The organism is Bacillus sp. FCW2, from assembly GCF_021228595.1.
Taxonomy (GTDB): domain Bacteria; phylum Bacillota; class Bacilli; order Bacillales; family Bacillaceae; genus Bacillus; species Bacillus velezensis.
The window spans coordinates 1,273,075-1,299,366 of record NZ_CP089436.1 but is presented as its reverse complement, the minus strand read 5'-3'; the positions used below and the strand labels follow the sequence as shown (position 1 = coordinate 1,299,366).

4 protein-coding genes are annotated in these 26,292 nt (G+C 50.2%); all 4 read right to left on the bottom strand.

All coding sequences use genetic code 11. The features are described from left to right. Positions 1 to 61: 61 nt before the first annotated feature. Positions 62 to 6,277 carry a beta-ketoacyl synthase N-terminal-like domain-containing protein gene (locus K3G25_RS06480; RefSeq protein ID WP_110124241.1) on the bottom strand — a complete coding sequence of 2,072 codons (6,216 nt, stop codon included), beginning with the start codon at positions 6,275 to 6,277 and terminating at the stop codon, positions 62 to 64. Then, positions 6,274 to 12,429, bottom strand: coding sequence for a type I polyketide synthase (locus tag K3G25_RS06475; RefSeq protein ID WP_154817549.1), 6,156 nt, complete (start codon positions 12,427 to 12,429; stop codon positions 6,274 to 6,276). Before K3G25_RS06475 ends, K3G25_RS06480 begins: the two co-directional genes overlap by 4 nt. Before the next feature lie 22 nt (positions 12,430 to 12,451). Further along, positions 12,452 to 20,170: a type I polyketide synthase gene (locus K3G25_RS06470; protein WP_232489632.1), complete on the bottom strand. Its 7,719-nt coding sequence runs from the start codon at positions 20,168 to 20,170 to the stop codon at positions 12,452 to 12,454. Between the two features lie 4 nt (positions 20,171 to 20,174). Then, positions 20,175 to 26,292 (bottom strand): SDR family NAD(P)-dependent oxidoreductase (locus K3G25_RS06465; RefSeq protein WP_232489631.1); only part of this gene is annotated, 6,118 nt, incomplete at its 5' end.

The window sequence follows — 26,292 nt, the reverse complement described above, 5'->3', positions numbered from 1 at the left end:
ATCAAGATTTGAAATGACCCGCCAAAGCTTACGAGTAAACCCGGCGGGCGGATATGTGAATTTACGGTCTTGTTTTGGCGGGCTGCTTCAGCATCTCACCATGCACGTTCAGTATCTTTTCCTGCAGCTGCAGGAAGCTGTGTTCTGCCATTCCGTCAGCCGAATATAAAATGCCGCAAAATTCAGAAATCGTTTCGGCTGCGCTGTCTTCAGCCAATAACGTCATATGGTTGGATACCGCCACATCCATGATGGCGATGTTTGTCATATGCTCTTCCCACTGGCTCCAGTAGTTGACGAAATCAGCGGATAAAATATCAGCCCTGATCGTAAAATACGGATCAAGCTCACCCAAGAAAATACCGTTTTTATTTCGGAAATAATAGCATGTCACCCCGTTCGGATCCGGAAGCGGCAGGAGTTCGTAATCAGTGATTTCGTAAGCGTCCTGAACATTTATATTCTGCCTGATCAGATTTTTCACCAACGCGTCCGTCTTCGTTAACCCCCGCTGTTTGGCTTTTGCGATTAATTGCTCTAAAAATATGTCTTCATGAAGATCGGCATCTAGTTCATCACGATGAATCAAGGTTTCAGATATGCGTTCCGGATGTTGATAGATTGGTGCAAATAAAGCCATGTTCACCGTCTGCAGCATCATATTTTTATCAAATAATTCATCAGGAATGTTGATTTCCCGCGCACCCGCTGAGTCAAAGGAGTCGAGCATGACGATTGACTCAACGGTTTCTCCAGCCAGCTGCAATTGCCGGGTGACTTCATAAGCGAGCATGCCCCCTAATGAATAGCCGCCTACATCGTAAGGACCCCGGGGCTGCACGGTACGTATGAGCTTAACGTAATATTCGGCCATGTTTTTAATGCCGCGGATCGGTTCCCGGTCTGTCATCCATCCTCTTGCCTGAATTCCGTAAAAAGGACGCCCAGTCCGTTCGGCAACAGGCTGGTACAGCTCCACTGCCCCCAGCGCGGAATGAAACCAGAAAATCGGTCTTCCCTTTCCCCCCGGGTTAAGACAGATCAGTTCGGGCGGTTCTTGATCATCTGTCTCTTCTGATATATCGTTTTGTTTCGTATGTTCCTCATGTACTTCCTCGGTGTCTTTTTGGACAGAACCGGTCAGATACCCGGCTAATGTTGCGATTGTCGGATATTCATAGACCAGATTTGCCGTAATAGACGCTTGATAGGTTTTATTAATGGACTGAACCCATTCCACACCGATAATAGAATCCAGCCCCATTTCAATGAATGCCTCATTCTCATCAATATCTTCCGGCTTCAGAAACAGGATGTCCGCAAGGCTTTCTTTGAGCTCTTTGCGCAAAGTGCCGTCAGAGATGCCGGCAAGGGGCGTTTCTGCTTCCGGGATTTGCGGACGTACCGCTGTTTCCTCCGCTTCAGCATACTCGGGTTTCTTTATTTGCCCCGCTATATATTCCGCAAGCTCCTCAAGCGTCGGGTGTTCATACACCTTATTGGCAGTAATCTCAGTGTGGTACGTTTTATTTACTGTTTGTATCCATTCAACCCCGATAATGGAGTCAAGCCCCATGTCGATGAAAGGCTCATCAGCATCAATATCTTCCGGTGACAAAAATAAAATATCTGCCAGGCTTATCCTCAATTCTTCAAGCAATGTTCTATTGTCTTCGAAAACGGCTTTTTCTGGCTGCCGGACAGAAACAGAACAATCCAAAGGCTGTAACACGATCGGTTTTTGCAATGTCTCCGGTTCAAACGCTGTCATTTCGATCTCAGTTAAAGGACTCAGAGAAATCAGCCCTTCATGTTCAGGCTGCGGCGAAGACGGGAGAACGGTTTGCGTTTCAGACTTTTTCATGGCTTGGCCTGGTAAAGAACTGTTTACATCAGCCGCCCAATACCTTTCTTTTAAAAATGGGTAGGCAGGCAGCGGCGTTTTATAATATTTCCCTCCGTCAAAAAGCCGTGTAAAAGGAAGATCATATCCTCTGCAAAAAAGGTCAGCGATATGTGCCAGGCTTTCTCTGTACTGTGCTGGCGAAGCCGCTGAGCGGCACTGTTCAATGCATTCCATTCCGAATGTTTTCATTCCGGCTTCTTCTGCCGGCTTCTGATCCTTCAAATTGGACACAAACACACCCGGAAGCTCTCTTTTTACAAGCCACTCCGATAATACCCGCTTCAGTTCGTCCGCACTGCTTACGATACAGGCAAACCGGTGATGTAAATGCTTTCTGCCGAGCAGGAGCGTATAACTTATATTTCCCAGATCGCTGTCTTTGTTCTTGCTGAGTGAATCCAGCAGGCGTTCTGCCTGAATTTCCAGCTGACGCTCCGTCCGCGCAGATAAAGGAATGAGGCAGGCCGGTTTTGCCGGTGACCGGCGCACGGTTTGCGGCGCCTCTTCAATCACAAGATGGGCATTTGTTCCGCTGAATCCGAATGAACTGATGGCGGCTCTGCGCGGTGCATCCGGGTTCCGTTCCCACGGTATCAGCTTGTCATTCACAAAAAACGGGCTGTCCGCAAATTGAATATGCTGATTGGCTTGGTGAAAATGCAGGGAAGCCGGAATCTGCCGATGCTTCAGCGACAGCAGGATTTTAAACAGTCCGGCCATCCCCGCGGCCGCAGCGGCATGTCCGAGATTGGTTTTCACAGAGCCGATGGCGCAATATCCTTTTTTATCCGTATAGCGGCGGAAAGCGCGCGTTAAGGCGCCGAATTCGATCGGGTCGCCCAGTGCAGTGCCCGTTCCGTGAGCTTCCACCATTTGAATGGTTTCCGGATCAATGTGAAAAGTGTCATAGACATGCCGTTCCAATCGTTCTTGAGATAGCGCGCTTGGAGCGGTGATTCCGTTTGTAGCGCCGTCCTGATTCATTGCCGAGCCTTTTATGACGCCGTACACATGATCTCCGTCACTAACGGCGTCGCTAAGACGTTTCAGCACCACCGCTCCCACGCCTTCACCCGGCACGAACCCGTCCGCGCTTTGATCAAACGTATGGCAGCGTCCGGTCGGTGACAGCATATTCGCCTTATTTGACGACTGATAAAAAGCGGGAGTGGATTGAATGAAAACCCCGCCCGCCACCGCCATTTCCGTTTCTTTCGTCCAAAGCCCCTGACATGCCAAATGAATGGCTGTCAGCGAACTGGAACATGCTGTATCAACAGTGATCGCCGGACCTTGTAAATTAAGGTGATAGGCGATCCTTGCCGGAGTGACGGAATTATGATTGCCCCAAAACGCCTGCGCGGGCCCCTGCTGTTTAAAAATGGCCTGGTAATCTCCGCCGCAGGAGCCGGCATACACGCCGCATTCCCGGCCTCTTACCGAGTCTCCCGCATATCCCGCATCTTCAAGCGCTTTCCATGATTCTTCCAAAAACAGCCGCTGCTGAGGGTCCATATAGGTCGCTTCACGTCCCGATATATGAAAGAAAACGGGGTCAAAACATTCAATGTCCTCTATAAAACTGCCATACTGGCATTGGCTGTCAGAGACATCCCATCTGTCTGCTTTTTTAATCAGCTCCCGTCCGGCAGCTAAGTGTTCCCAAAACTCATGGACATTCTCCGATTCAGCAAACCGCCCGCTCATCCCGATAATCGCGATCGGTTCTTTTTCAGGTAACACAGCTGCTGATTTTACTGTATCGGCCGGATCCTTTTGTTCGGGGCGGTACGTCATTTGATACGGCTCAGAAACGCTGATGACGATTTTCCCGATATTTCCGCGGTCATCCAGACAGTGATACGCTTCTTTTATGTCTTCAAAGGAAAAGATTTTTGAGATGACAGGCTGAATGACTCCCTCTTCCGCCAGCCGCTGCAGTTCCAATTGATAGTCCTTGACCTGATCCGGATTTTGAAGGGACAGCTTCCGCAAATCCACGCTGTGAAACGATTGATTGTTATGAAGGACGGACAAGTCGACTGATTTAGCGGATTTCAGCGCAGTCATGGCAATTTCGATATATCTTCCGCCCGGCGCCAGGCAATTCATCCCTTTTTGCATGGCATCACCGGCCAGGGTATTAATGACAACATCCACTCCACGGCCGCCGGTCATTCGCATGATTTCCGTTTCAAAATCTTCTTCTAAATAGCAAATGGTATTGTGGACCCCGAGCGAATGCAAATACTCAATTTTTTTCTGTGATCCGGCCGTGGCATATATTTCCGCGCCGATATGCCGGGCCATTTGCACCGCGATCAGCCCCGTTCCTCCCGTCGCGGTCTGAATTAATATTTTTTCGCCTTTTTTAAGTCCGGCTTTCCGGAAGGCGTCTATCATTGTCACCGCCACGGTGGGAAGAGCGCATGCTTCTTCAAAGGTCAGCCGGGCCGGTTTATGATAGACTTGATGTTCTTTACATGTGATGAGATTCGCCTGAGATCCAAATTCCTCTCCCATGCCGACAATCACTTCATCACCTGGAATGACGGATGTTACATGCCTACCTGTCTTGATCACGACGCCGCTTGCTTCAAATCCCGGAGTGAACGGATAAGGCGGCATCGTCGGGTACAGCCCTCTGACACAAAGCAAGTCTCCGAAATTTAAAGAAAAGGCGCGGACGGCTATTTGAACTTCGTCATCTTTTGTCTCGGGCACTTCACTGCGGGCAATCATCAGATCTTCAATGCCGCCCGGACGGTCAATCACAACCCGGAACATTCCCGAGTCATCGGACTTTGCGAAAGAAGGCGGCATACGTTCTTGTTTCGGTTTCTGATAACCGGTTTCCTTTCTTTCCGTCTGCAGAGGTTTTTCAGCAGGCCGTTCTTCCTGAAGCGCCGGGCGGATTTTCGCTCTTTCGGTCTCCAGAGACGAGGCTATGATGGTTTCGTATTCTGCCGAGATATAACCGGTCAGCAGTTTCACATGATAGTAATCAAATAAAATCGTTGTCTGCAGTGTAAGATTCAAACGCTTATTAATCTCGTTAATCACATTGACGGCCAAAATGGAATCAATGCCGTATTCAGAGAAATTCAGTTCTTCCTGAATATCCTCTTCTTTCATTTTTAATACATCGGCAATACTTGTTTTGATGACAGAGCGGACATGGGAAGCGACCGATTCCCCATCAGCCTTAACAGCTTGATGCTCCTCTGGCGCGCGGCTGCGGGAAACAGGCTGTGCGGGCTTTCGGAAAACTTCGGCCGGGGCGGCGTATGGCTTTCTGCCGTCTCTGATCCCTTGCATCCGGACGAGTCCGTCACTCTCAGCTGCGATAATCTGCTGACCTAAATCATGAGCCGTTTCAGCAGGGAAACAAACCGCTCTGTATCCTTCCGAATGCAGCACACACTCCCACGATTTTGGATATAAGCCGGGACTTCCCGGAATCCGAAGCTCAGCATCCTCATAGGACCACCACCCGTCAAGCAGCCCGAAGGTTAAATGGGTAAAAACAGAACGATCGCTGATTTCGTTTATCAGAATCATCCCGTTGTATTTCAGGAGCGCTTTCAGACGGCGAAGTGTCAAACCGATATTTTTTGTGGCGTGAAGCACATTGGCGGCGATGATAATATCGTAAACACCCGTTTTGATATTTTGTGATTCGCAAGGCTCCTCCGCATTAAACAAGGCTGTTGTCAAATACGGCACATCAGGTCCGTATTCCTGTTCGGCATGCATTAAAAAAGCTTTAGAAACGTCCGTATAACAATATTCCGCAATCTGTTTTGCGAATGGTTTCAGTTTTGTAAACAGCATGGCGCTCGTTCCGCCCGTCCCGGCCCCTACTTCTATCAGCCTGATGCGGGCATCGGGGTGTTCTGTAAGATAAGCTTTCAAGTAAGCGGCCGCGGAATCTGCTAACACTTCATTAAAATAATCCGCGACAGGATTATGCTTATAAACACCTTCAACGAGCCGCATTGATGAATCGGGAAATACGATATCCGTAGCCGGACGTTCCCCTTTTAAAATGGAAGGCATCGCTTTTATCGTCGCCTCAGCCAATTCAGCTTGCGCCTGCTCCCCATTGGGAAGCAGGCGTTTATGGGCATTCCACTCATTCCAGACTGTGCGGCCGTCCGGGCGCTGATCCCTGAGGAGAGTGATCGTGTATCCGTCATACGTGATATACCCGTTTTCTTTTAATAGATTCAGGCTTTCTTCCAGCCATCTGCCGTATGTGCCGATCACGCCGGCGCTCCGCATGGATGCTGAAGCTGTGGTGACAGGCTCGCTGAAAAACCCGATTGACTGTAATTGGTAAAAGAGCAGTTTGCAAAGAAGGCTGTTCATATGCGCAACTCCATTTCTCGTTTTAAAGTCTCAAGCCGTTCATTCCGATCCGGATTTTGCCGCTTGACGCTTTCCATAAATGAAGGCTTCGGGCCGGATACAACCGATATTGCATCTTGATCCGTCAGCGCGGCTAAGCCGTGCGGAGCAGCTTTAATGAATGCCGCTTGGCTGAACGGTTCTGATAGTAAGACTTCCAGAGCCTCCATTGCTTCATCGGGTTCAATAGAACCGATCCCTGACGCCTCCATCCGTTTTCTGTAAGACGGGTCTGATACAACGCCCAGACTGCCCCAATATCCCCAATTCATGACTTTCACTTCACAATCAAGCAAAGAAGCGATATGGCGGGCAAAGGCGTCTTGAAATGTACACCCTGCCGCATAGTTGCTTTGCCCGGCATTTTTTGTGAAAGAATTAACGGATGAGAAAAACAGCACAAAATCAAGCGGTTCTCCCTTAAAAGCTTCGATCATTCGGACGCTCGTATTCACCTTAGCTGAAAAAGCGTTTCTGAAAGAAGCTTCATCCATATTCGCCATACTTTTGTCGGCAAGCGTTATCGCGGAATGGATGACTCCCGTTATATTGCCGTATTGCTCTCTTACGGAACGGACGGCAGCCTTAAGCGCTGCGGCATCTTGAGCATCAGCCTGTATATAATGCGGCGCGGGGCCTGCTAGCGCCAGCCTGTCTATTTTGCTCTGAATCTCCTGATCCTTCGGCCGCCTGCCGATCCATATCATTCGTGCCTTGTAACGGGTGATCATGTATTTGCTCCATGCTTCTCCAATGCCGCCCGCTCCGCCGATGACAGCATAAACGCCGCCTTCTCTGTACGACATACGCGGAGCGGAACTTGTCAGCACTCGGACTGTTTTTTGCTTGTGCCAAGCTCCGTTACGGTACGCAGCAGCATTTCCGTCCGGATCTGGAGGAAGGCGCCAGATGTTTTTCATCTCAGACGAATCACTGCCTTCTTCTGTATCAATCAGCCTGATGTCCCAGTTCGGATATTCTTTTGCCAATGAACCGATCAAACCGTGTACACCTGCATGCTCAGGCTGCGGCAGATCACCCGGATACACGGACTGTGTCTGCCGGGTGACCGCCGTAAAGCTGATGTTTCGGTTTCCATACCCGAGTGACAGCAGCGCTTTGATGAAACGGAAACATTGAATCACCCCATTCTCCTGCTCATCAAGCATTTCCTGACTGACGGATGCGGGTGCGAAACGATCCGGCGCAATCCATAAGAAATGGCGGATATCCTGATACCCGGCTGTCAATTCACGTAATGTTTGCTCGCTTGAATGATCCGGCGTCTCCGCCAGATGGGCGCGGGGCCACATTTTTGCCGCAGCCTTTATGGTATGTCCCGGCTTTCCGATGATCAGCAATTGTTCCTGATCAACCGCTCGATTTTCTTCCAGAGAAAAGAAAGTTTTGTCCCAAACAGGGGCAAGCATCGCTGTCTGAACTTCCTGCCGCTTGCTTTCGGTTTGGTTTGTCTGCCGGACAGCCCGGCAGGAGAAGCCTGTCAATCTCATACAAACAGCGCCGTTTTCATCACATAAATCAATATCCAGCGTCAGCGCTCCGTTATCTGACCGATCGCTCTGTTTGCGGACAAGCGCCCACATCGTTTTCTGAGTCGGCTGAAATATTTCTGCCTGCCTCAGGGAAAACGGCAGCATCGGAGTGTCTCCGGCAGTATCTGAACCGGCACCCAGTGACGCCTGAAACGCGGCATCTAGAAGACTCGGGTGGATGACAAACTGATCGGCGGTACTGTCTGCCGTTTCCGGCAGCGACAGCCGGGCTGCAGCGCCCCTCTCTCCGATCATCAGCTGATCAATTCCTTGATGGCTCGGCCCGTATATCATACCCGCATGCCGGAAAGCCTGATAAACCTCATCAGACGTCATAACCGATTGGCTGCACCCGGACAGCCAGCCCTCTAAGTGAACTGACGGAACCGCTGCTATCTCTCCTGATACCGCGGTGCCTTTACTGTATAAAATCCGTTCTCCCCCGGGTCCTTCCGATAGGCTGTAAATCGTAAATTCAATGTCTTCATTTTCCTTAAGGATAAGGCTGATATGGACTTCTACATCCGTCCCCTTATGAACAACAGGCCTCATCCATATGAGATCTTTTAAATACATTCCTTTACGTCCGTCCGGCACAGCGTATGCGGCACGCTCAACGGCCGCCCTGGCCATTTCGATCACGGCGGCTCCCGGGAGCACTTTCTCCCCATTGACTGTGTGATCAGTGAAAAAGAATTCCCGTCCGGTAAAAACAGAAGTGAATTTCAGCTCCCACAGATCGGATGTGTTTTCATGAAGCAGCGAATGGATCACCGTTTTGCCGTCATCCCGTTTTGAAACCGCCTCGGCTTCATCTTGAATCCAGCATCTGACCTTTGCAAACGGATAGGCGGGAAGGCTGATTCTCCGGGGTTTTTGTCCCGAATATAACAAGTTCCAGTCCACATCGACTCCCTGCACCCACATGTTCAGCAAATGACCGTACTTTCTCTTTTTCAGCCATTTGCCCATGGCTTCCTGCAAATCTTCATCAGATTCAAACACAGCCACTGTCTCATGATTTCGCTTCGCCCGCCCCCTGTAAAGATGCGGTGCGTTTTCATTTTCCAAGTACGATCTGAGCTTGTCCTCCAGCTCCTTAAGGGAGTCCGCAATGAAAGCCAGCCGCTCATCCATCGCTTCCCGCCCCGCTTGTAAAGTGTATGCGACATCAAATAAGTCCGGCTTATCCGTATGCTTCTTTTGAAGAAAAGCAAGAAGGCGCTCCGCATATTCTGTCAGACGCTCCCCATTTTTCGCAGACAGCAGAATGACAGCCGGCTCTTGGCTGCTGATTGCTTGTTTTACAGGAGCCTCATATTCTTCAATAATGATATGCGCGTTAGAACCGCCCGCACCAAAGCTGCTGATCCCCGCCCTGAGCGGCTGTTCTGCTCCGTCTGCTGCAATCCGTTTCCAATCTGTTAATTCCCGGCAGACGGAAAACGGACCTTCGTCAAATTGGATATTCGGATTTAAAACATCCGCATGCAAAGATGGGGCGATTTGTTTGTGCTTCATCTGCAGCAGCACTTTTGTGACAGCGGCGATGCCTGCTGCCGATTCCCCATGTCCGATATTTGATTTGACAGACCCGATGAGACATGTTTCAGGAACATCACCGAATGCATCGGTTAAAGCCCGGATTTCAATCGGATCGCCCAATTTCGTCCCTGTCCCGTGCGCTTCCACATAGCTGATCTGGCCCGGAGATACCCCCGCTTCCTGTAAAGCTTGAGAAATGACTTCGCTCTGCGCCTTGGGGTTCGGTACGGTGTAACCGCTCGCTCTTCCGCCGTGATTAATGGCAGCTCCTTTAATGACGCCGTAAATCCGATCTCCGTCTTGTACGGCGTCTTCTAAACGTTTAAGAAGCAGCACCCCGACTCCTTCTGCCGGAATATAGCCGTCACCCCCGGCGCCGAAACTCCCGCAGTGTCCTTTAGATGAGATGAACTGCCCCTGGCTCAGCATGAAGTACTTGTTAGGATGAACGGTGAGATTCACTCCGCCGGCAAGCGCCGCGCGAATCCGATGATCCCGCAGATCCCGGCACGCCATGTACAATGAAGTCAGCGAACCCGAACACATCGTATCGACCGAAATGCTCGGCCCTTGAAAATCGCAAAAATAGGAGACACGGTTAGCAATGGATGAAATCCCGCCGGGGAGCCCGATATGCCGTCCTTTCACTCCCGCTTCAGCCGCGAATAACGGGTATTCCTGATACATGACTCCGGCATACACACCTACCTGACGGCCCAGTTCAGGCGATGTCCTCGTATATCCCGCATCCTCCATGGCCATCCACGCATGCATCAAAAACAGCCGTTCCTGAGGATCAAGGTGTTCCGCTTCACGGGGGGAAATCTTAAAGAACTCAGGATCAAAATCGGCGATCCCGTCAATGAATCCGCCCCATTTGCTGTAGATCGCTCCCGGCGCCGTCCGGTCCTCGGAAAAGTAATGTTCCCATTTCCAGCGTTCTTTCGGAATTTCGGTAATACAATCCTTTCCTTGTTTGAGATTTTCCCAAAACGCATCGATATCATCGGCCTGCGGATACTTGCCGGAAATCCCGACAATGGCAATATCCAGCGGGTTTCCTTTCGTTTTCTGACGGCTTTGATTCCCGGACGGGGCAAAAGACGCATTTTCAAGCCGATTTGGCTGAAGCACTTCTTTCACAGACGCGTTTTTCAATTCCGCCAGCTGTTCCCCGGTATGACTGAGGACTGCGGCATCAAATGAGAGAAACCCGTCTTTTTTATGTTTGATTGTATTCACCACATAGACGGTATCAGACATGACAGGTCCGTAAAGCGTCAGCCTCTCAATCATGAGCGGGACGTGAATCCGCTTTTTCAGCTGCAATTCTTCTTCACCGAGCGACATATAACATGAATTCAATATAAGCGGGTCAAATGCAAAGTGATGCAGATCGCCTTTTTCTTTTTTTCCTGATAAGTCCAGCTGCAATAAAAAGGAGCTCTCACTCATTTTGTATCCCGCCGTTACCGTTTTCAGCATCGGGCCTATCGTGAAGTCGGCAACCGAATCGTACAGACGGGAAATGACATCCGGTGCTACCTTTTGTGCATGCGCCTTCATTTGTTCAACGTCATATGATTTTTTTACGGGTGCCTCTATACCTCTGCTTATTTCTCCTTCGGCACACGTCTTCCGGCTTTCTTTACCGGAGACAGTGCAGCTTGCGGTAAAGCGTTCGGCACTCTTTTCTGCCGCAAATGAAATGTCAACATGTGCGGCCTCTCCCGGCTCCAGCGTGACGGGCCCGCCCGTAAAACGGATATCTTTCAGCCCGGCGGGATACGTGCCGGAATGAGACGTTCCGGATGCTTCAAGCACCAGACACGGATACACTACACCCATCAGTGCCGGTTTGCCGAAAACCAGATGATCCTGAAGGAATGCTTCATGTTCATAGAAAGTAAATGTCTGACTGCCTGATTGCGTTTCAGAGACCGGTGCTGCATCCGCGACAAGGCCGGATGATTCATCTGTTCCTTTTGTTTTTATGTCTTCAAGCAGTTCGGATATGCTGCTGCACTCAAATAAAAGAGTCGGATTCAGCCGCAGATCAAACGCCTCTTCGATGTCTTTAATAATGGCCAGAAGCTGTGACGATTCAAGACCTAATTCAAAAAACACGGTGTGCGCATCATTTCTTGTGACAGGACGGCCTACGTATGTTGAGAAAATGCGGTATAAGGTTTCCTCCATCTGCTGAACGCCTGGTATCAGCTGCCGGTCTGTCCGCACCTTTTTGGCTGTCAGGCCGAGCAGTGAAGCAATATGCGCACCGCTGAGGTTGTAAAAGTCAATATCCATTTTCACCATTTCAGAAGGCGTGCCGGACTTTTTCGAAATCACCGCGTAACAGCGCTCCGTAACGGTCTCAGCGGCAATAAACGAATCATAATAAATCGGTAAAAACAAACCGGCGCCTGCAGCTGTCTGCAATACGCCGGAGGCCATGGCGGCACCGTCCATCAGCGCGGGATGAAAGAGAGCGCCGGGGAGATTTTCCTGGCATGAATCAGACTGCCGAATATCAAGGAAACATTCCTCTTCATTTGCATAGATCTCTCCCTCCGGCTTCATCAGCCCGTCATGCGACAGTCCGCGGCTTCTCGCGTCTTCGTAAACCGTATGCAAAGAGACTGATGGAAGTGCGGCTTGTTGTTTTTTCTCCCCTGCGTCAAGGCGCCTATCTGATGAGAAGACTCCTTCATGCACCTCCGCTGATAAGAAAACCGTCCCGGAATCCGCCCCGCAAATCGCGGCTGTCCAGAACTCCTTTTCTTTACTGAATATGACACTCACATCAAGCCGCTCTGACCGTTTCACTGATAAAGGATGATAAATGGTCACCCGTTTCAGACAGATGGAACGGAATGAAAGATCAAGGCTTTGCTTTGCCAGCTGATACAGCATATCAATATAGGCCAGACCGGGCATGACAGATTCTCCGTGAACAAGATGGTTTTTCATAATGGGATGTTCTGCCGTCAGGCGCAGATTCACTGTTTTTTTCATGGTTAGTCCCCTTTTAAAAACGTCACGTTGTCACCTGCCAAAACGAGTCTGCAGGTGCAGTGCTTGTCTCTGCTTTTTTCTCATATTTCTTTAAAAGATCCGCAATGTCTGTTTTTTCATTATTTATTTTTTCCGTTTCACTCTCCGTGCTGTTCCAGCCGCCCAAAAGCGGGTAGTGTTTTTTTCTGAATTCCGGCGGCTGAGGCGCCCGGTGATGTTCCCGCTGCCTTTCACCTCTGTATTCTTCAACGAGGATATGAGCATTTGTCCCGCCGTCAGGAAATGAACTCTGAGCTGCGACGCGGGGTTTCTTCTCTGAATGCCAATCAACGGGTTCACGATTAAAATGAATACGCGACGCTTCAAAGTCATAATGTTCAAATGGCTCAAGCGCTGATAAGAAAGGCGGAATCAGCTTATGATAGACGCTCAGCACACATCGGATGAAGCCCGCAAGACCTGAAGACAGAAGCAAATGCCCTACATTCGGTTTCACCGATCCGATCCGGCAGGGCAGAAGCGTTTTCCGGTTCAGCTGATAGACATCTGAGAGCGCCTTGATTTCCACCGAATCAACGATTGGGGAACCGCCTCCGTTCACTTCTATATATCCAATGTCTTCGGGCGACTTTTCCGCCATGTCAAGCGCAGTTTGAATGGCGTCTCTCTGCGCTCTTATATTCGGTGAACCGGGACCGAGCGTCCGGCCGTCATTGTTTACCGAGACGGCTTTTATGACGCCGTAAATACGGTCTCCGTCCCGCACCGCATCGCTCAATCGTTTGATAAAAACCGCCCCCGCTCCTTCTCCGAGCACTTCTCCCGCTGATTCACGGTCGAATATATGAAACACGCCGTTCTCATTTAAAATATGGCGCGCTCCGAATAACCGGTGCGCGGACGGAGATAAGAGCAGACTCACCGAACCGACTAAGGCCGCGTCAATCCTTCCGGCCAAAAGGGCGTCTTTTGCAAAGGACAGCCCGATCAGCCCTGAGGAACATGCTGTATCCACGACAAGGCTCGGTCCTGTGACATTCAAAAATCGTGAAATGTTGGCCGCCAAATAGTTTTGTCCCGCCCCCAAAATCGGGTTAGGCGCCTGCAGGATATGTTCCATACCGGCTGAAGGCTGCGCCCTGCCGCCGATGTACACGCCGACTTTCCGGCCCGATAAATCCTTTTGGCCGTACCCGGCATCATAAACGGAATGAACCGCTTCTTCTAATATGATCCGCGCCTGCGGGTCCATAATTGCCGCGTCTTTTTCAGAGATGCCGAAAAAGCCCGCATCAAACATGTCGATATCATCAATCCACCCCGCATAATCCTTTGCATGTGCTGTTGCATGCCAGCGCGTTGCGGGGACAGGCCGGATGGCGGTGTTTCCTTTCATCAGCAGCTCCCAAAAAGCATCCGTTCCGCCCGCCCCCGGAAAACGGCAGGACATGCCGACGACGGCAATATCGTCTTCGGTATCCGCTTTCGGCTTCATGGATGTTCTCTCTTCAGCAGCGGCGGTTAAATCAAGCTGTACGTCCCTGTCTTGAACGAAACCATTTTCTTTTGTCACAAAATCGGCTTCATGATGCGCTGCGAAATAGTCAACCATTTCTGTAATCGTTTGATATTGAAGCATTAAGGACGGTGTTAACTTTATGCTGATCCGTTTTTGCAGTGATTGAACCAATTCCGCAAAGAGTATTGAGTCAATCCCGTATTCATCAAACGGCATATCATCTTTTATCTGCTCATCCGTCATTTTCAGTTCTTCACTGAAGACGGTGCGCACCCATTGACGAATCGTATCCTTCACCTTTTGGTCACCGGCAGTGCTTTTTTTCACGGGAGCTTCAGCTTTCTTCACCTTCAGAAGATCACCAAAATCAGCCTCACTGTCTTCTGGAACACAAGGAATTCCGCAGCTTTGTCCGTTTAATATGATGTAATCTAAAAACTTCAGTCCGTCTTCGGCAGACAGCCTGGAAAGTCCTGATTTTTGATAAGCAGGTGTTTCCGGCAGGCCTTCAGCCATGCCGGTTTCTTTCCAGACGGGCCATTGAACGGCTTTAACAAACACGTTTCCTATACCTGCTTGATGATTTGCAAAAGAGTCCATAAATGAATTAGCCATCGCGTAGTCACTTTGCCCCGCAGCAAGCGAAGGGATCAGACCCGAAACGGATGAGAACAAAATAAAAAACGACAGCGGCTCATTCTGAACGGCTTCATAGAGACCGCGAAGCCCTGTTACTTTCGGCGCGCAAACGCTTTCGATTTCAGTTTCGGTTTTGTTATAAAAAGCGGGGTGTTCTCCCATTGCACCCGCGCAATGAAAAACGCCGGTAATCGGTCCCATCGTGCCGCGGATGCTGTCCGTCATGTTCCGGAGCCCCTTTTGATCCGTAAGAGAAACGCTGTAATAACGGATCTCCGCGCCCCGCTCGGCTAACCTCTGCATCCGCTCGGCTTTTTCCGGGAGAATGCCGTCCTTTTTCATGTCTGCCCACTCTGAGGAATCGGGAAGCGGCTCCCGCCCCATGATGACCAGTTTCCTGCATCCGCGTGAAACGGCATGCTCTGCCGCAATTGCGCCGATCCCGCGCGATCCGCCCGTTATTAACAGCACATCATCAGACGAATAGGAAAGCTCAGGCGCCGCCGAAACATTCATACCCTGCTTCAGAAACGGCACATAACGGCGATTCAGCCTGTAGCAGCATTCACTGCCGCTTTTGGCCCGCGGCTGTAAAAATTCAGTCTCAATCTGTCTGCTTAATTCTTCTGTATGCTCAATCGCACAATCGCTATCTATCGTAAAAGAATGAATGTTGGCATACTCAGCGCCCAGCATTCGGTACAGCCCCGCCGTTTTCGCCCCTTGCATCAGAGGTTTACTTTCCTTGAAAGGCTGGAGGCGGTGTGTCACTTGGCTGAACACAGCGCCGCTATGACGGAATGATTCAAGAGCCTGCTGTAAAAAGGCAAGCTTTCCGTGTTCTATCTCTTCCTGCCGTTCATATTCCGCATCATATGCGGTTATGTCGACGACCCCGAGTATCTGTTTGTTTTGAAGAGACTCCCGCACTCTGCCGTAAAGGTTTCGCCCCGATGCGGCGGCGTAATAATCGGCGCCGTCTTTTGCCTGATGGATGAAGCAGATCGTTTCAATATGGCCGTTTCCTTTAAAAAGAGCATCGGCCAATCGGCGCGTCTTATCCGTTGCAAGTATCATTACTGTTCCTGATAGTGCTTCAGATTCCGCCGGATCTTGCTGCTTCCAGTCTTTTTGAAGAATGATCTTTTGGTTTTCCGCCGGTTCGTCTGTCTGTTTCCGGATATCCGCAGGCACAGGCACCCAATACCGCTCCTTCGCGAACGGATATACAGGAAGGCTGACCCGTTTCGGCTTCTCTCCTTCGTATAACAGGCTCCAGTCAACGGCGGCTCCTTTTGCCCACTCAGTGAGCAATCTGGAATATTGCTTGTTTTTCAGCAGCTCGGCCATTCCACTTGATGAAATATCATCTTGAGCACGTCCGCGGAAACATCCTTCAATTTCTGTTTTCCGTTCAAGCACATCCTTCAGTTTCGCTTGCAGACCGCAAACGGAAGTAACGATAAATGCCAGCCGTTCAGGCATCGCTTCTCTGCCAGCTTGAAGCGTGTAGGCCAGGTCTTTAAGGTTGACTTCTTTTTCCCGTAAAAAGCGGTCATACCGTTTGACATATTCTAATAGGCGTTCTTCATTTTTGGCCGAAAGCAGAAACAGAACCGGCTCGTCTTCCCGTATACTTACTGATTGCTTTTCAGCCTGCGGCGGCAGATATTCTTCTATGACAAAATGGGCATTGCTCCCGCTGGCGCCAAAAGAACTTAAACCCGCTCTTCTCGGCTGGTCAGAATGTGACGGCCGTTCCCATTCTTCCAGCCGGTCCGCCACATAAAACGGCGTGTCCGGAAACGGAATATGGGGATTCAGCGTGTCCGCGTGCAATGACGGAAAGATTTCTCCATGCTTCAGCTGCAAAAGCACCTTTGTTAATCCGGCGACCCCGGCGGCTCCTTCTAAATGGCCGATATTTGATTTGGCAGAGCCGATGGCGCAAAACCGCTTCTTGTTTGTCCATTTGCGGAAAGCGCGGCTCAGCCCTTCAATTTCAATCGGATCACCCAAAGACGTGCCTGTTCCGTGGGCTTCAATATAGCTCAATGTCTCCGGATCAACGCCGGCACTCTGAAAAGAATCTGTAATGACTTCCGCCTGTGATGCCGGATCAGGCACTGTCAAACCGGATGTTTTTCCGACATGGTTTAAAGCGGAGCCTTTTATGACGCCATATATCGGACAGCCCATTCTTTCCGCTTCTTGAACGGTTGTCAGTAACACCGCGCCGACGCCTTCTCCCGGCACATAACCGTCACCGCCGGCGGCGAAGCTTTTGCAGACGCCTTCTGAAGACAGAAATCCGGCATTCGCCAAAAACGCATATTTATGCGGGTGTGTGACCGCATTCACACCGCCGGCAATGGCGAATTCGCACTCCCCCCTTTTAATGCTTTCACATGCCAAATGTATGGATGTGAGCGAAGAAGAGCACATCGTATCAACAGCCATTGACGGCCCTGTAAAGTTCAGGCAGTGAGACACGATATTCGGAACAGAGGCAGGCGTCACGCCCATAGACAGCGGTGTGCCCCGCTGTGTGATTTCAGCCCCGAACAGCTCATAATGGCTCCAAAACACACCTGCGAATACCCCGACGCGTTTTCTCTTTTGTGAAGATGGCCCGCGCGCCGTTCTGTCCTGATAAAAACCGGCATCTTCACAAGCTTCCCAAGCCGTCTCTAAAAACAGCCGCGCCTGCGGGTCCATCATTTCAGCCTGGCGCGGAGTCAGATTGAAAAACAGCGGGTCAAAGCTGTCTATGCGATCTAAAAATCCTCCGTAACGGTAGAACTGATCTGCTTCATATGAGAAAGAATAACCTTTCCATCTGTCTTTCGGCATTGTTGTGATGCAGTCTTTACCTGAGCGCAGATTTTGGTAAAATTCATCAATGCTTCCCGCCTGCGGGTATCTTCCCGCCAATCCGATTACCGCAATATCATGCTCTTCTGTATGTCTCTCTTGTTTTCGGCTTCTTCTCTTGACAGCTGCGTTGGATAATGAAGATCCGTTCTTGTCTCCCTTTGGACCCAATCGGCCCATGCTTTCAGTTACAGTGGGCTCTTTCCCGTATAAAATAACGGATTGCAGCTTGCCGAGTCGCAGCATATATTCAAGTGAAGCCATCCCTTCCCCGGCCGGTAGCGGGCTGGTGCCTGTTGCATCATTCATGATCTCTTTCATCAAGCTGTCAACCTGCATGCCGCCATCTTCCCAAAGCGGCCAGTTGATCGTCATAGAAGCCCCGTTCCGTTCGCCTTTTTCCGCTTTGCAATCGCGATATTTCATATATTCATCCATAAAAGCGTTCGCTGCGGCATAATCTGTCTGGCCCGCATTTCCGGCCAACGCCGAGAATGAGGAAAAAACGGCGAAAAATTCAAGCGGTTCATGCCGTGAAGCTTCGTCCGCATGAATCAGGCCGCTGATTTTCGGCAGGAACACCTGCTTCAAGTCAGAACTGTCTTTTTGGATGATAAATTGATCTTTTAAAACACCGGCGCAATGAAAAATGCCCGTCAGCCGGCCGAAAGTCTCTGTAATCTGAGCAAATGCCCGCTCTGTTTCGGCTTTGCTGCCGATGTCCGCTTGAACGTAAAGAACTTCTGCGCCCAATGCTTTCAGTCTGCTGATCTTCTCAGGCTGTTCCGGCGAACGGCCGATGAGTGCGAGCTTCACCTTTTCTTTTTCTGCAAGGTGACGGGCAAGCAGAAATCCAAGACCGCCGAGGCCTCCTGTAATGACATATACGCCGTTTTGTTTCCAAGGAGACTGTGTCTGCCCGTCCAGTTTCTCAATACGTTCGAACAATCTGATCTGCCGCATATTGTCTTTATACCGAATGTCTGTGCAGCCTGCATAAGAGCAGTCTGCTTCTGTTCTAATGATTGCGGCCGTCTCACTTGGCAATCTCTCATTCTTGTCACAGAAGGTGATCACCTGAGTGCGAAGAACCGGATTTTCCAGATGTGCCGTTTTCAGCATAGCCCCGAGAGCGGAAGACAATGCCGCTCCATTCTCAACGGCGCATACAAGCTGAATCAATGTATGTTCTTTCGGATGGTCTGTCAGTTCCCGTTTGAGCATACGAAATATACGCTCGGCATCTGCTCCAAACTGCTCATCTGCAGCCTCATGCTCCCTTTTCAGTTCTATCACTTCCGCTTCCGGGCAATGTATGCCGAGTTCACCGGTGAGACGGGGTTCTGCATCGGCAGCGATAATGAGATGACGGGTGTGTTTTTGCCCGTTCTGCACCGCCGTTTCCAGCGGATGATCTTTCCAGGCGGGTTCAAAAAACAGAACCTCATCAGCGATGTCAGCATCTGATGTATGCCGTTCTTCGGCCGAATCTTTCAGCACACAGCCCGCTTCATTGATAAGGTAATCCGCAAGGCGGCGGACAGATGAATATTCAAAAAGCAGTGTCGGATAAAACTGCTGCTGAAAAGTCTGCTCTAATATCTTTACAAGCTTCAGCAAATGCGCCGAGTCAAGCCCCATATCATAAAAGCCTTTCCGCACATCAATATCCTGTGCCGGACGATTGATCAGCCTGGCGATTTCCGACTTTATGTAAGTCACCATGTTTTGTTCCGGCGTTTGCTGTTCAGACACGTCTTCTGCGGCCACAGGACTTTCGGGCTCTCCACGGCCGCTTCTGTTCTGCTGAGGCGGCTTCTCTTTGTCTATCAGATGGGTAATCATATTCGCTTGTCTGACCCTTTTCACTGTCAGTTTCTCACATTCGGCCAATACGTTCCCTGCCCTGTCATAAATCGTGAAGTCGGCCGAATAAACATCAGGTTCGCTGTCTGATACGCCGCTTTCAGTGCGGCTGTTTTTCACAGAATAAGTGTAAATCGTTTTCGGAAACGGCTGATACATGCAAAAACGATTGATCATAAAAGGAATATAAGGTGTGTCATTTTGCTTTTGGGCCGACAATGCAAAGGAAGAGCCGGCAAGGGTGGACGCATCTAAAAAAGCCGGATGCGCCTTAAATTTCTCCCGGAATCCTTCAGCCAAATCACTCAGAGTGAGCTCCATTAATTCTTCTTTATCCTGAAGCTGATAAACGGCCCCTTCATTTTTCATAAACTCGCCATGCTCAATATGGCTTCTTCTTGCAATTCCGTAAATGTCATGCATGTCCCATTTTCGGCTTGCGTTTTTCATGAACGCTTCAATATTCAGTTCTTTTGCCCGGGGCGTGTCTTCTTGCAAATAAAGCTGGCATTCCATATTCTCATCCCGGTTTCCGCCAAGCGGTGTGCCGTTTTTTGCTTTTTCGCTTGTGATCTCAACTTTCCAGCTGTCACGCGCCGGCGTAAAGGTGACATACAGGTGTTTATCAAACTCTTCAGATGTTACAACAGGCTGCTTAAAAATAATCTGTCTTAATTCTATAGGCCGTTCACCGAGATACCCGGCGGCGAGCCGATACAGCATATCTATTAAAGTCACGCCCGGGAGGACGCGGATTTGATGAACGCGATGATCCCGGACGATATAATTCGTATGGCTGATTTTCTGCAGGAACGTTTTGACTTGATCGGTGGCAACTGCCAATCTATCACACCTCGCTTATTTCAAACATTGCTTCTGTGCCCGCCTTATTTTCTTCCGCTTCGGACAACTGTGCTTTTTCAGGCCAATACCGCTGTTTTCGGTATACTGTCTGGCCGCCTTTCGGTTCCATGGCCGCTTTTCGCTCTTTCGGTATTCCTTCGTTGCTGACAATGATATGGGCATTATTCCCGCCCAAACCGAACGCGCTGACCCCGGCCCTGAGTATCTCTTTTTTTCCGTCCCACCGCTTCAGCTCAAGCACAGGATAAAGCGGCGAATCATTAAATTGAAACCGGGGGTTCGGTTTATGGCAATGCAAAGTCGGCGGCAGTTCTTCATTGGCAATCGCCAGCAATACTTTGATGATTCCCGCCGCGCCCGCCGCACTCAGCAAGTGGCCGATATTGCTTTTGACGCTTCCTACACCGCAAAATTGTTTTTCATCGGAATAAGCAGACAAGACATTGGTTAATCCTTTTAATTCAATCGGGTCGCCGATCAATGTACCGGTTCCGTGCGTCTCTACGTATGTCATGGTGTCCGGCTCGATTTCCGCTGATTGAACCGCCTGCTCAATCAAGTCCTGCTGCGCCCGGGGATTCGGCGTCGTCACACCCATTGTGCTGCCGTCATTATTTATCGCAGAGCCGTCAATAACACCGTATATTTTATCTTCGTCTTCTATCGCTTTTTCGAGCGGCTTGAGCATCAGCACACCGCAGCCCTCTCCGATTCCTGTTCCGTCCGCACCGGCATCGAAAGATTTTGAACGGCCATTTGGCGATAAGATTCTCGCCGCGCTCATTGTGAGAAAAGGTTTTTCATCAAGCAAAATGTCAACCCCGCCCGCAAAGGCCGCTTCCGCTTCTCCATTTTGAATAGCCTGTACGGCCAAATGAATTGCCGTAAGCGAACTGGAACAGGCCGTATCCACGACCAGGTTGGGTCCTGTAAAGTTATAAATGTGCGCCATGTGTGCGGTAATAAAGTTTTGCCCCGCGCCAATAATCGCGTCTTTTTGCAAATATTGAAATTTCTGATGAAACGCACCTGCCCTTGCACCGGCAAAAACGCCGATACGGCGGCCCCAGAGATCCTCTTTTTGATAACCGGCATCGGCTAAAGCTTCCGCGCTCACCTCGAGCCACTGCCTTTGCAGCGGGTCTATCATCGGTGCCAGCGTTTCTGAAATATTAAAATACTCCGGGTCAAATCGATCAATATCGTGAATAAAACCGCCCCATTTACTGATGCTTTTTCCTTCTTGATATTCACCCGGCTGATAGTGTTCCCCGGTGTCCCATCTGTCCGGCGGAACTTCAATGACGGCATCCGTTCCGCTGCGGAGATTCTTCCAAAATTCTTTTATATCCCCCGCTTTCGGAAAATGGCAGGCCATGCCGATGATCGCAACCTTTCCCCGTTTCCCGGGCTTATCTGCCGTTTTTTTGCTCCGTTTCGGCGTCTTCTGCAAAGGGAACTTCTCCGCGGGAACCGCTGCATCTGCCGAAAAAGCTTCCGGACAATGTGCGGCTAAATAATCCGCGAGCTGTTCAATGGTAGGATGCTCCAGAAGGACAGTCGGATCAATTGAAACGGACGGCAGTTTTTGATCAATCTTTGTCAGCACTTGCGCCAGAAAGATAGAATCCATTCCGTATTCCTGAAAAGGCACATCGATATCCATATGCGTTTCATCGATACTCAGCTCTTTTGCCAAAAGCGACCTCAGCCAAGATTGAATATCAGTCCGGTTATGTCCCCGCTTTTTTGTTTCAGGAGGTTTGGAAGCTGCTTTCATTCCTTTATGGGCGGCTGGCTTGGCGTTTTCCAGCGCTTTGATGTCCCAATCATGTTTCACTTGTGCCGGCAGCACGACAGCTCCGGGTTTTTCTCTTAAAATGTAATCAAGCATCTTGAGACCTTCTGCGTCAGAGTGCCGCAGCAATCCCGTTTGCTGATACATCCCGCTTTTTATATCCCTGCTCATGCCCGTCTCATCCCATGCCGGCCATTGTATGCTGATGATGCCGCTCTTATTGTTTTCTGCAAAATAGTCCATGTAAGAATTAGCCATCGCATAATCGCTCTGACCCGCCGCAAGAATCGGGACGGCTGCCGAGACAGATGAAAACAGGACGAAAAATGCCGGCGCACCATCCTTTACACTCTCATACAGACTGTGAAGGCCGTCTGCTTTCGGGGCGAGCACCCGCGCAATACTGTCTTTGGATTTGCGGAGAAAAGCAGGGTTTTCACGGTCTGCAATTCCTGCGCAATGCAGAATGCCTCCGACAGGTCCGAGCGTTGAGGTTACCTCTTTTATAAGCCGTCCGACGGCCTGCTTATCCGTCAGATCAACTGCTGAGACGCACACTTTTACGCCTTGTGATTCCAGCTGCCGGATAAGCTGTATTTTTTCCGAAACGACAGGGTCTGTTTGCTCAAGATCCCACTCGGTTTTCGGCGGCAGCTCCTTTCTGCCTGTCAAAAGCAGTTTCTTCACACCGTACACTGAAACGAAATGCTTGGCGCATAAAGCGCCGAGACCGCGCGTTCCTCCGGTTATCATCAGGACGGCGTCTTTTGGAAACACAGTCCGGTCTGTTTGCACGGCTTCAGGTTCAATCTGATCAGTCTGCCGAAGAACATAGCTGAAGCGCATGCCCTCCCTATAGCAAACAGCAGATTCCGTTAAGTCTGATTCAATTTCTTGTTTAATAAAAGCGGCTGTCTGCTCCAGCGGCCCTTCAGGATCAATATCGGCGTGACAGGTGAGAATATGGCTGTATTCATGCCGCAGCATGCGATAAAGCCCCGCTTTTTCAATACCATGCATAACGGCCGCCTTATTTTTGAAGGATTCAAGCCCTTTTGTAAGATAAAGCATTTTCAAGTTTTCTTGTCCGCGGCCGTATTCAATCAGCTGCTGCAGCGATGCCACCCAGCTGATGTCCTGACGCTTTTGGCCGGAGCCGCAGCCGGTGAAGTCAATAAACCCGGAATAGACGGCCGCATTCGCATCCTGTAAGAAAGAGATGAGCTGATTTTCCTGCACAATGTCAGCATCATTCAGCTGTTTTTTCACCTCAGCGGCAAGGTCTTTTGTATCCTCGGAGATGATGAGCGCTATTTTGCTGAATGGCTCGGATGAAGACACTGCCTCGCAAGGCTCCCATGTTTTCTGCAATAATACTGTTTTTTGATTCGAAAGCGGCAGCTGCTCCCGTTTCGGCACCCAATAGCGGTCTGCTCTGAACGGATAGGAGGGCAGGCTGATGCGGCGCGGCTTACTGTCCGTATACAGCTGCTCCCAATCTGTGTCAAATCCGTTTGCCCAGAGCCGCAGCACTTTCTTGTATTTCTTTTTCTCAAGCCAGGCGCTGACGAGGTCAGCGGCGTCTTCATCGTCTGAGAACATGGAAATCGTGTTATTCTCGCGTTTTTTACGGCCGCTGATGATATCTTCGCTGTTTTTTCCCAACAGAAACGCGTTCAGTTTTTCAGTCAGTTCCTCTGCGGAGCCTGCAATGATTCCCAGCCTCGCTTCCATCGCATCCCGTCCGGTCTGCATTGTGTATGCGGCATCTGCAAGATCGATATGGCGGAATGATCCGTTTTGGATAAAATCGCGAAGGAGACGCGCTCTTTCTTTCAGCCGCTCTTCATTTTTAGCTGACAAAACAAAAAGAGATGACGCTTTCTCACGGGTTTCCTGCTGTTCCGTCTCACTTCTGCCCATGTATTCTTCAATAACGATATGCGCATTGACGCCTCCGAAACCGAATGAGCTTACACCCGCCCGGCGGGGCAGGACCCGGCCGTTTTCATCACGCAGCGCTTCCCACTCCTTTGTTTCTGTCACAATGTAAAACGGGCTGTCCTTCAATTTGATATGGGGATTGATGTTCTCGCAATGCAGACTTTTGGCGAGCGTCCGATGTTTCAGCTGCATCAATACTTTGATAACGCCCGCAATGCCTGCCGCGAGCTCCAAATGTCCGATATTTGTCTTCACTGAGCCTATCCCGCAATATTCGCCCGGAGCCCCGTCTGTTTGGAAAGCTTTTTTCAATGCATTGATTTCAATCGGGTCTCCGAGTGCCGTTCCTGTTCCGTGCGCTTCTATATAAGTGATCGTTGACGGGTGAATACCGGCTTTTTGATAAGCGCTTTTCAGTACATCCGTCTGAGCCTGCGGATTCGGCGCGGTAAGTGACGCTGAGCGTCCGCCGTGATTTTCCGCTGTACCGCGGATGAGGCCGTAGATGTGATCCCTGTCACGCTCAGCCTCTGAAAGCTTTTTCAAGACAATCATGCCGGCACCTTCTCCTCTGACATAACCGTCAGCCTGATCAGAAAATGTTTTGCAGCGCCCGTCTTCACTGAGCATGCCTGCTTTTTGAAAACCGATATGCCCTTCAGGCGTGACGATCGTGTTGACACCCCCTGCGACCGCCATATCACAATCTCCCGTTTCAATGGCTTTTACCGCGCGGTGAATGGCGACTAAAGAGCTTGAACAAGCGGTTTCTACCGGCTCGCTCGGCCCGTGGATATCAAGAAAATAACTCATCCGGTTCGGCCCGACGGACGGCACGATTCCGGTCATCGTATACCCCTCGAGAGGAAGACCCGCCTTATTGATTAAGGTTTGATATCCGCTTCCCAATGTGCCGGTGAAAATGCCGGTTTTTGTTCCGGCAATCCGTTTTGCTGAGTACCCCGCGTCTTCAATGGCTTTCCACACATACATCATTAATAGACGCTGCTGAGGATCCATCATTTCAGCTTCTTTCGGAGATATCCCGAAAAACAGCGGGTCAAACCCGGCGATTCCATCTATAAAACCGCCCCATTTAATTGACGTTTTATTTGCATCCGCTGCCGGATCGCCGTAATATTCGCGCCAATCCCAGCGATCTCGGGGAATTTCTGTGATGCAATGCTCCCCTTTTTGTAAACGTGTCCAGAATTCATCTATGTCTTTCGCCTGCGGAAAAATACCGCTGATTCCGATAATGGCTATCGGTTCGGTTTTTTCTTCTGATTTTCCTTTTACGGACACGGGCGTTTCCCGCTTGACATGAACGGCCGCCGGAGCTTCAGCTTTTCTTATTCCGGCTTTTGGAGCGGTTTTTAAACTCTCTCTTTCTAAGCCGCTGAATGCTTCTTTCCATTCAGATATCAAATGGCCGCTCAGTTTGCGCAATGTTGGAAATTCAAAGAAGATAGTCGGGCTGAGCTCAAGCTGATAAGACCGATTTAATAGATTTGTAAATTCAGTGAAAATGATCGAATCAAATCCGTATTCCGTCAGTTCGCTGTCAGCCTCAATATCTTTCATGCTTACCTTTAAAAGATCTGATACATGCCGCTTTAGTTTCTCTTGAACCTGATCTTTCAGATCTCTTGCATCTGCCACTGCCGGAGCTTTTCCGGCGGCGCTTTGTTCTTCGCCCAGATCGAAAATATGGCTGCGAATCCGTTTTTCGTCGCCTTCTGCCACCATGACCTGGTGTTCTCCGGAGGCAAAAGCGGCGTAAAGCGCTTGGATGCCTGATGCCGATCGCATGGCTTTCATTCCGGTCTGTTCGTACATCAGCCGTTCGGTCTCTTTGTCCACACGCATACCGCCCTCTTCCCAAAGCGGCCAGTTGACGGACAGAGTCTGCCCGCTCCGCTCGTTGTCCCGCACGAGATGGTTCCGGCGGGCTGCATAAACATCCATAAATGCGTTGGCTGCCGCATAACCGGCCTGCCCCGGATTTCCCATGCCTCCCGCCAAGGAAGAAAACAGGATGAAAAAGTCCAGCCGCACATCTTTCGCTGCTTCATCAAGATTGATAAGCCCTTTCACCTTCGGCGCCATGACGGTCTTCCGTTCGTTTTCTGTCTGGTTCAGAATGTAATTGTCAGCGATCACGCCGGCGCCGTGAATGATCCCGTCGAGTGTTCCGTGCTCCTCCTGTATGCCGCGGACGAGGGCGATGACAGCCGCCCTGTCTGTCACGTCAACCGGTTGATAAAATACGCGGGCACCCGACGCTTCCAAGCGCCGTAAGCGGGCGGAGCGGTCTTCATCAAGCGCTTCCGCCCTCCCCGTTAATACAAGGACGGCA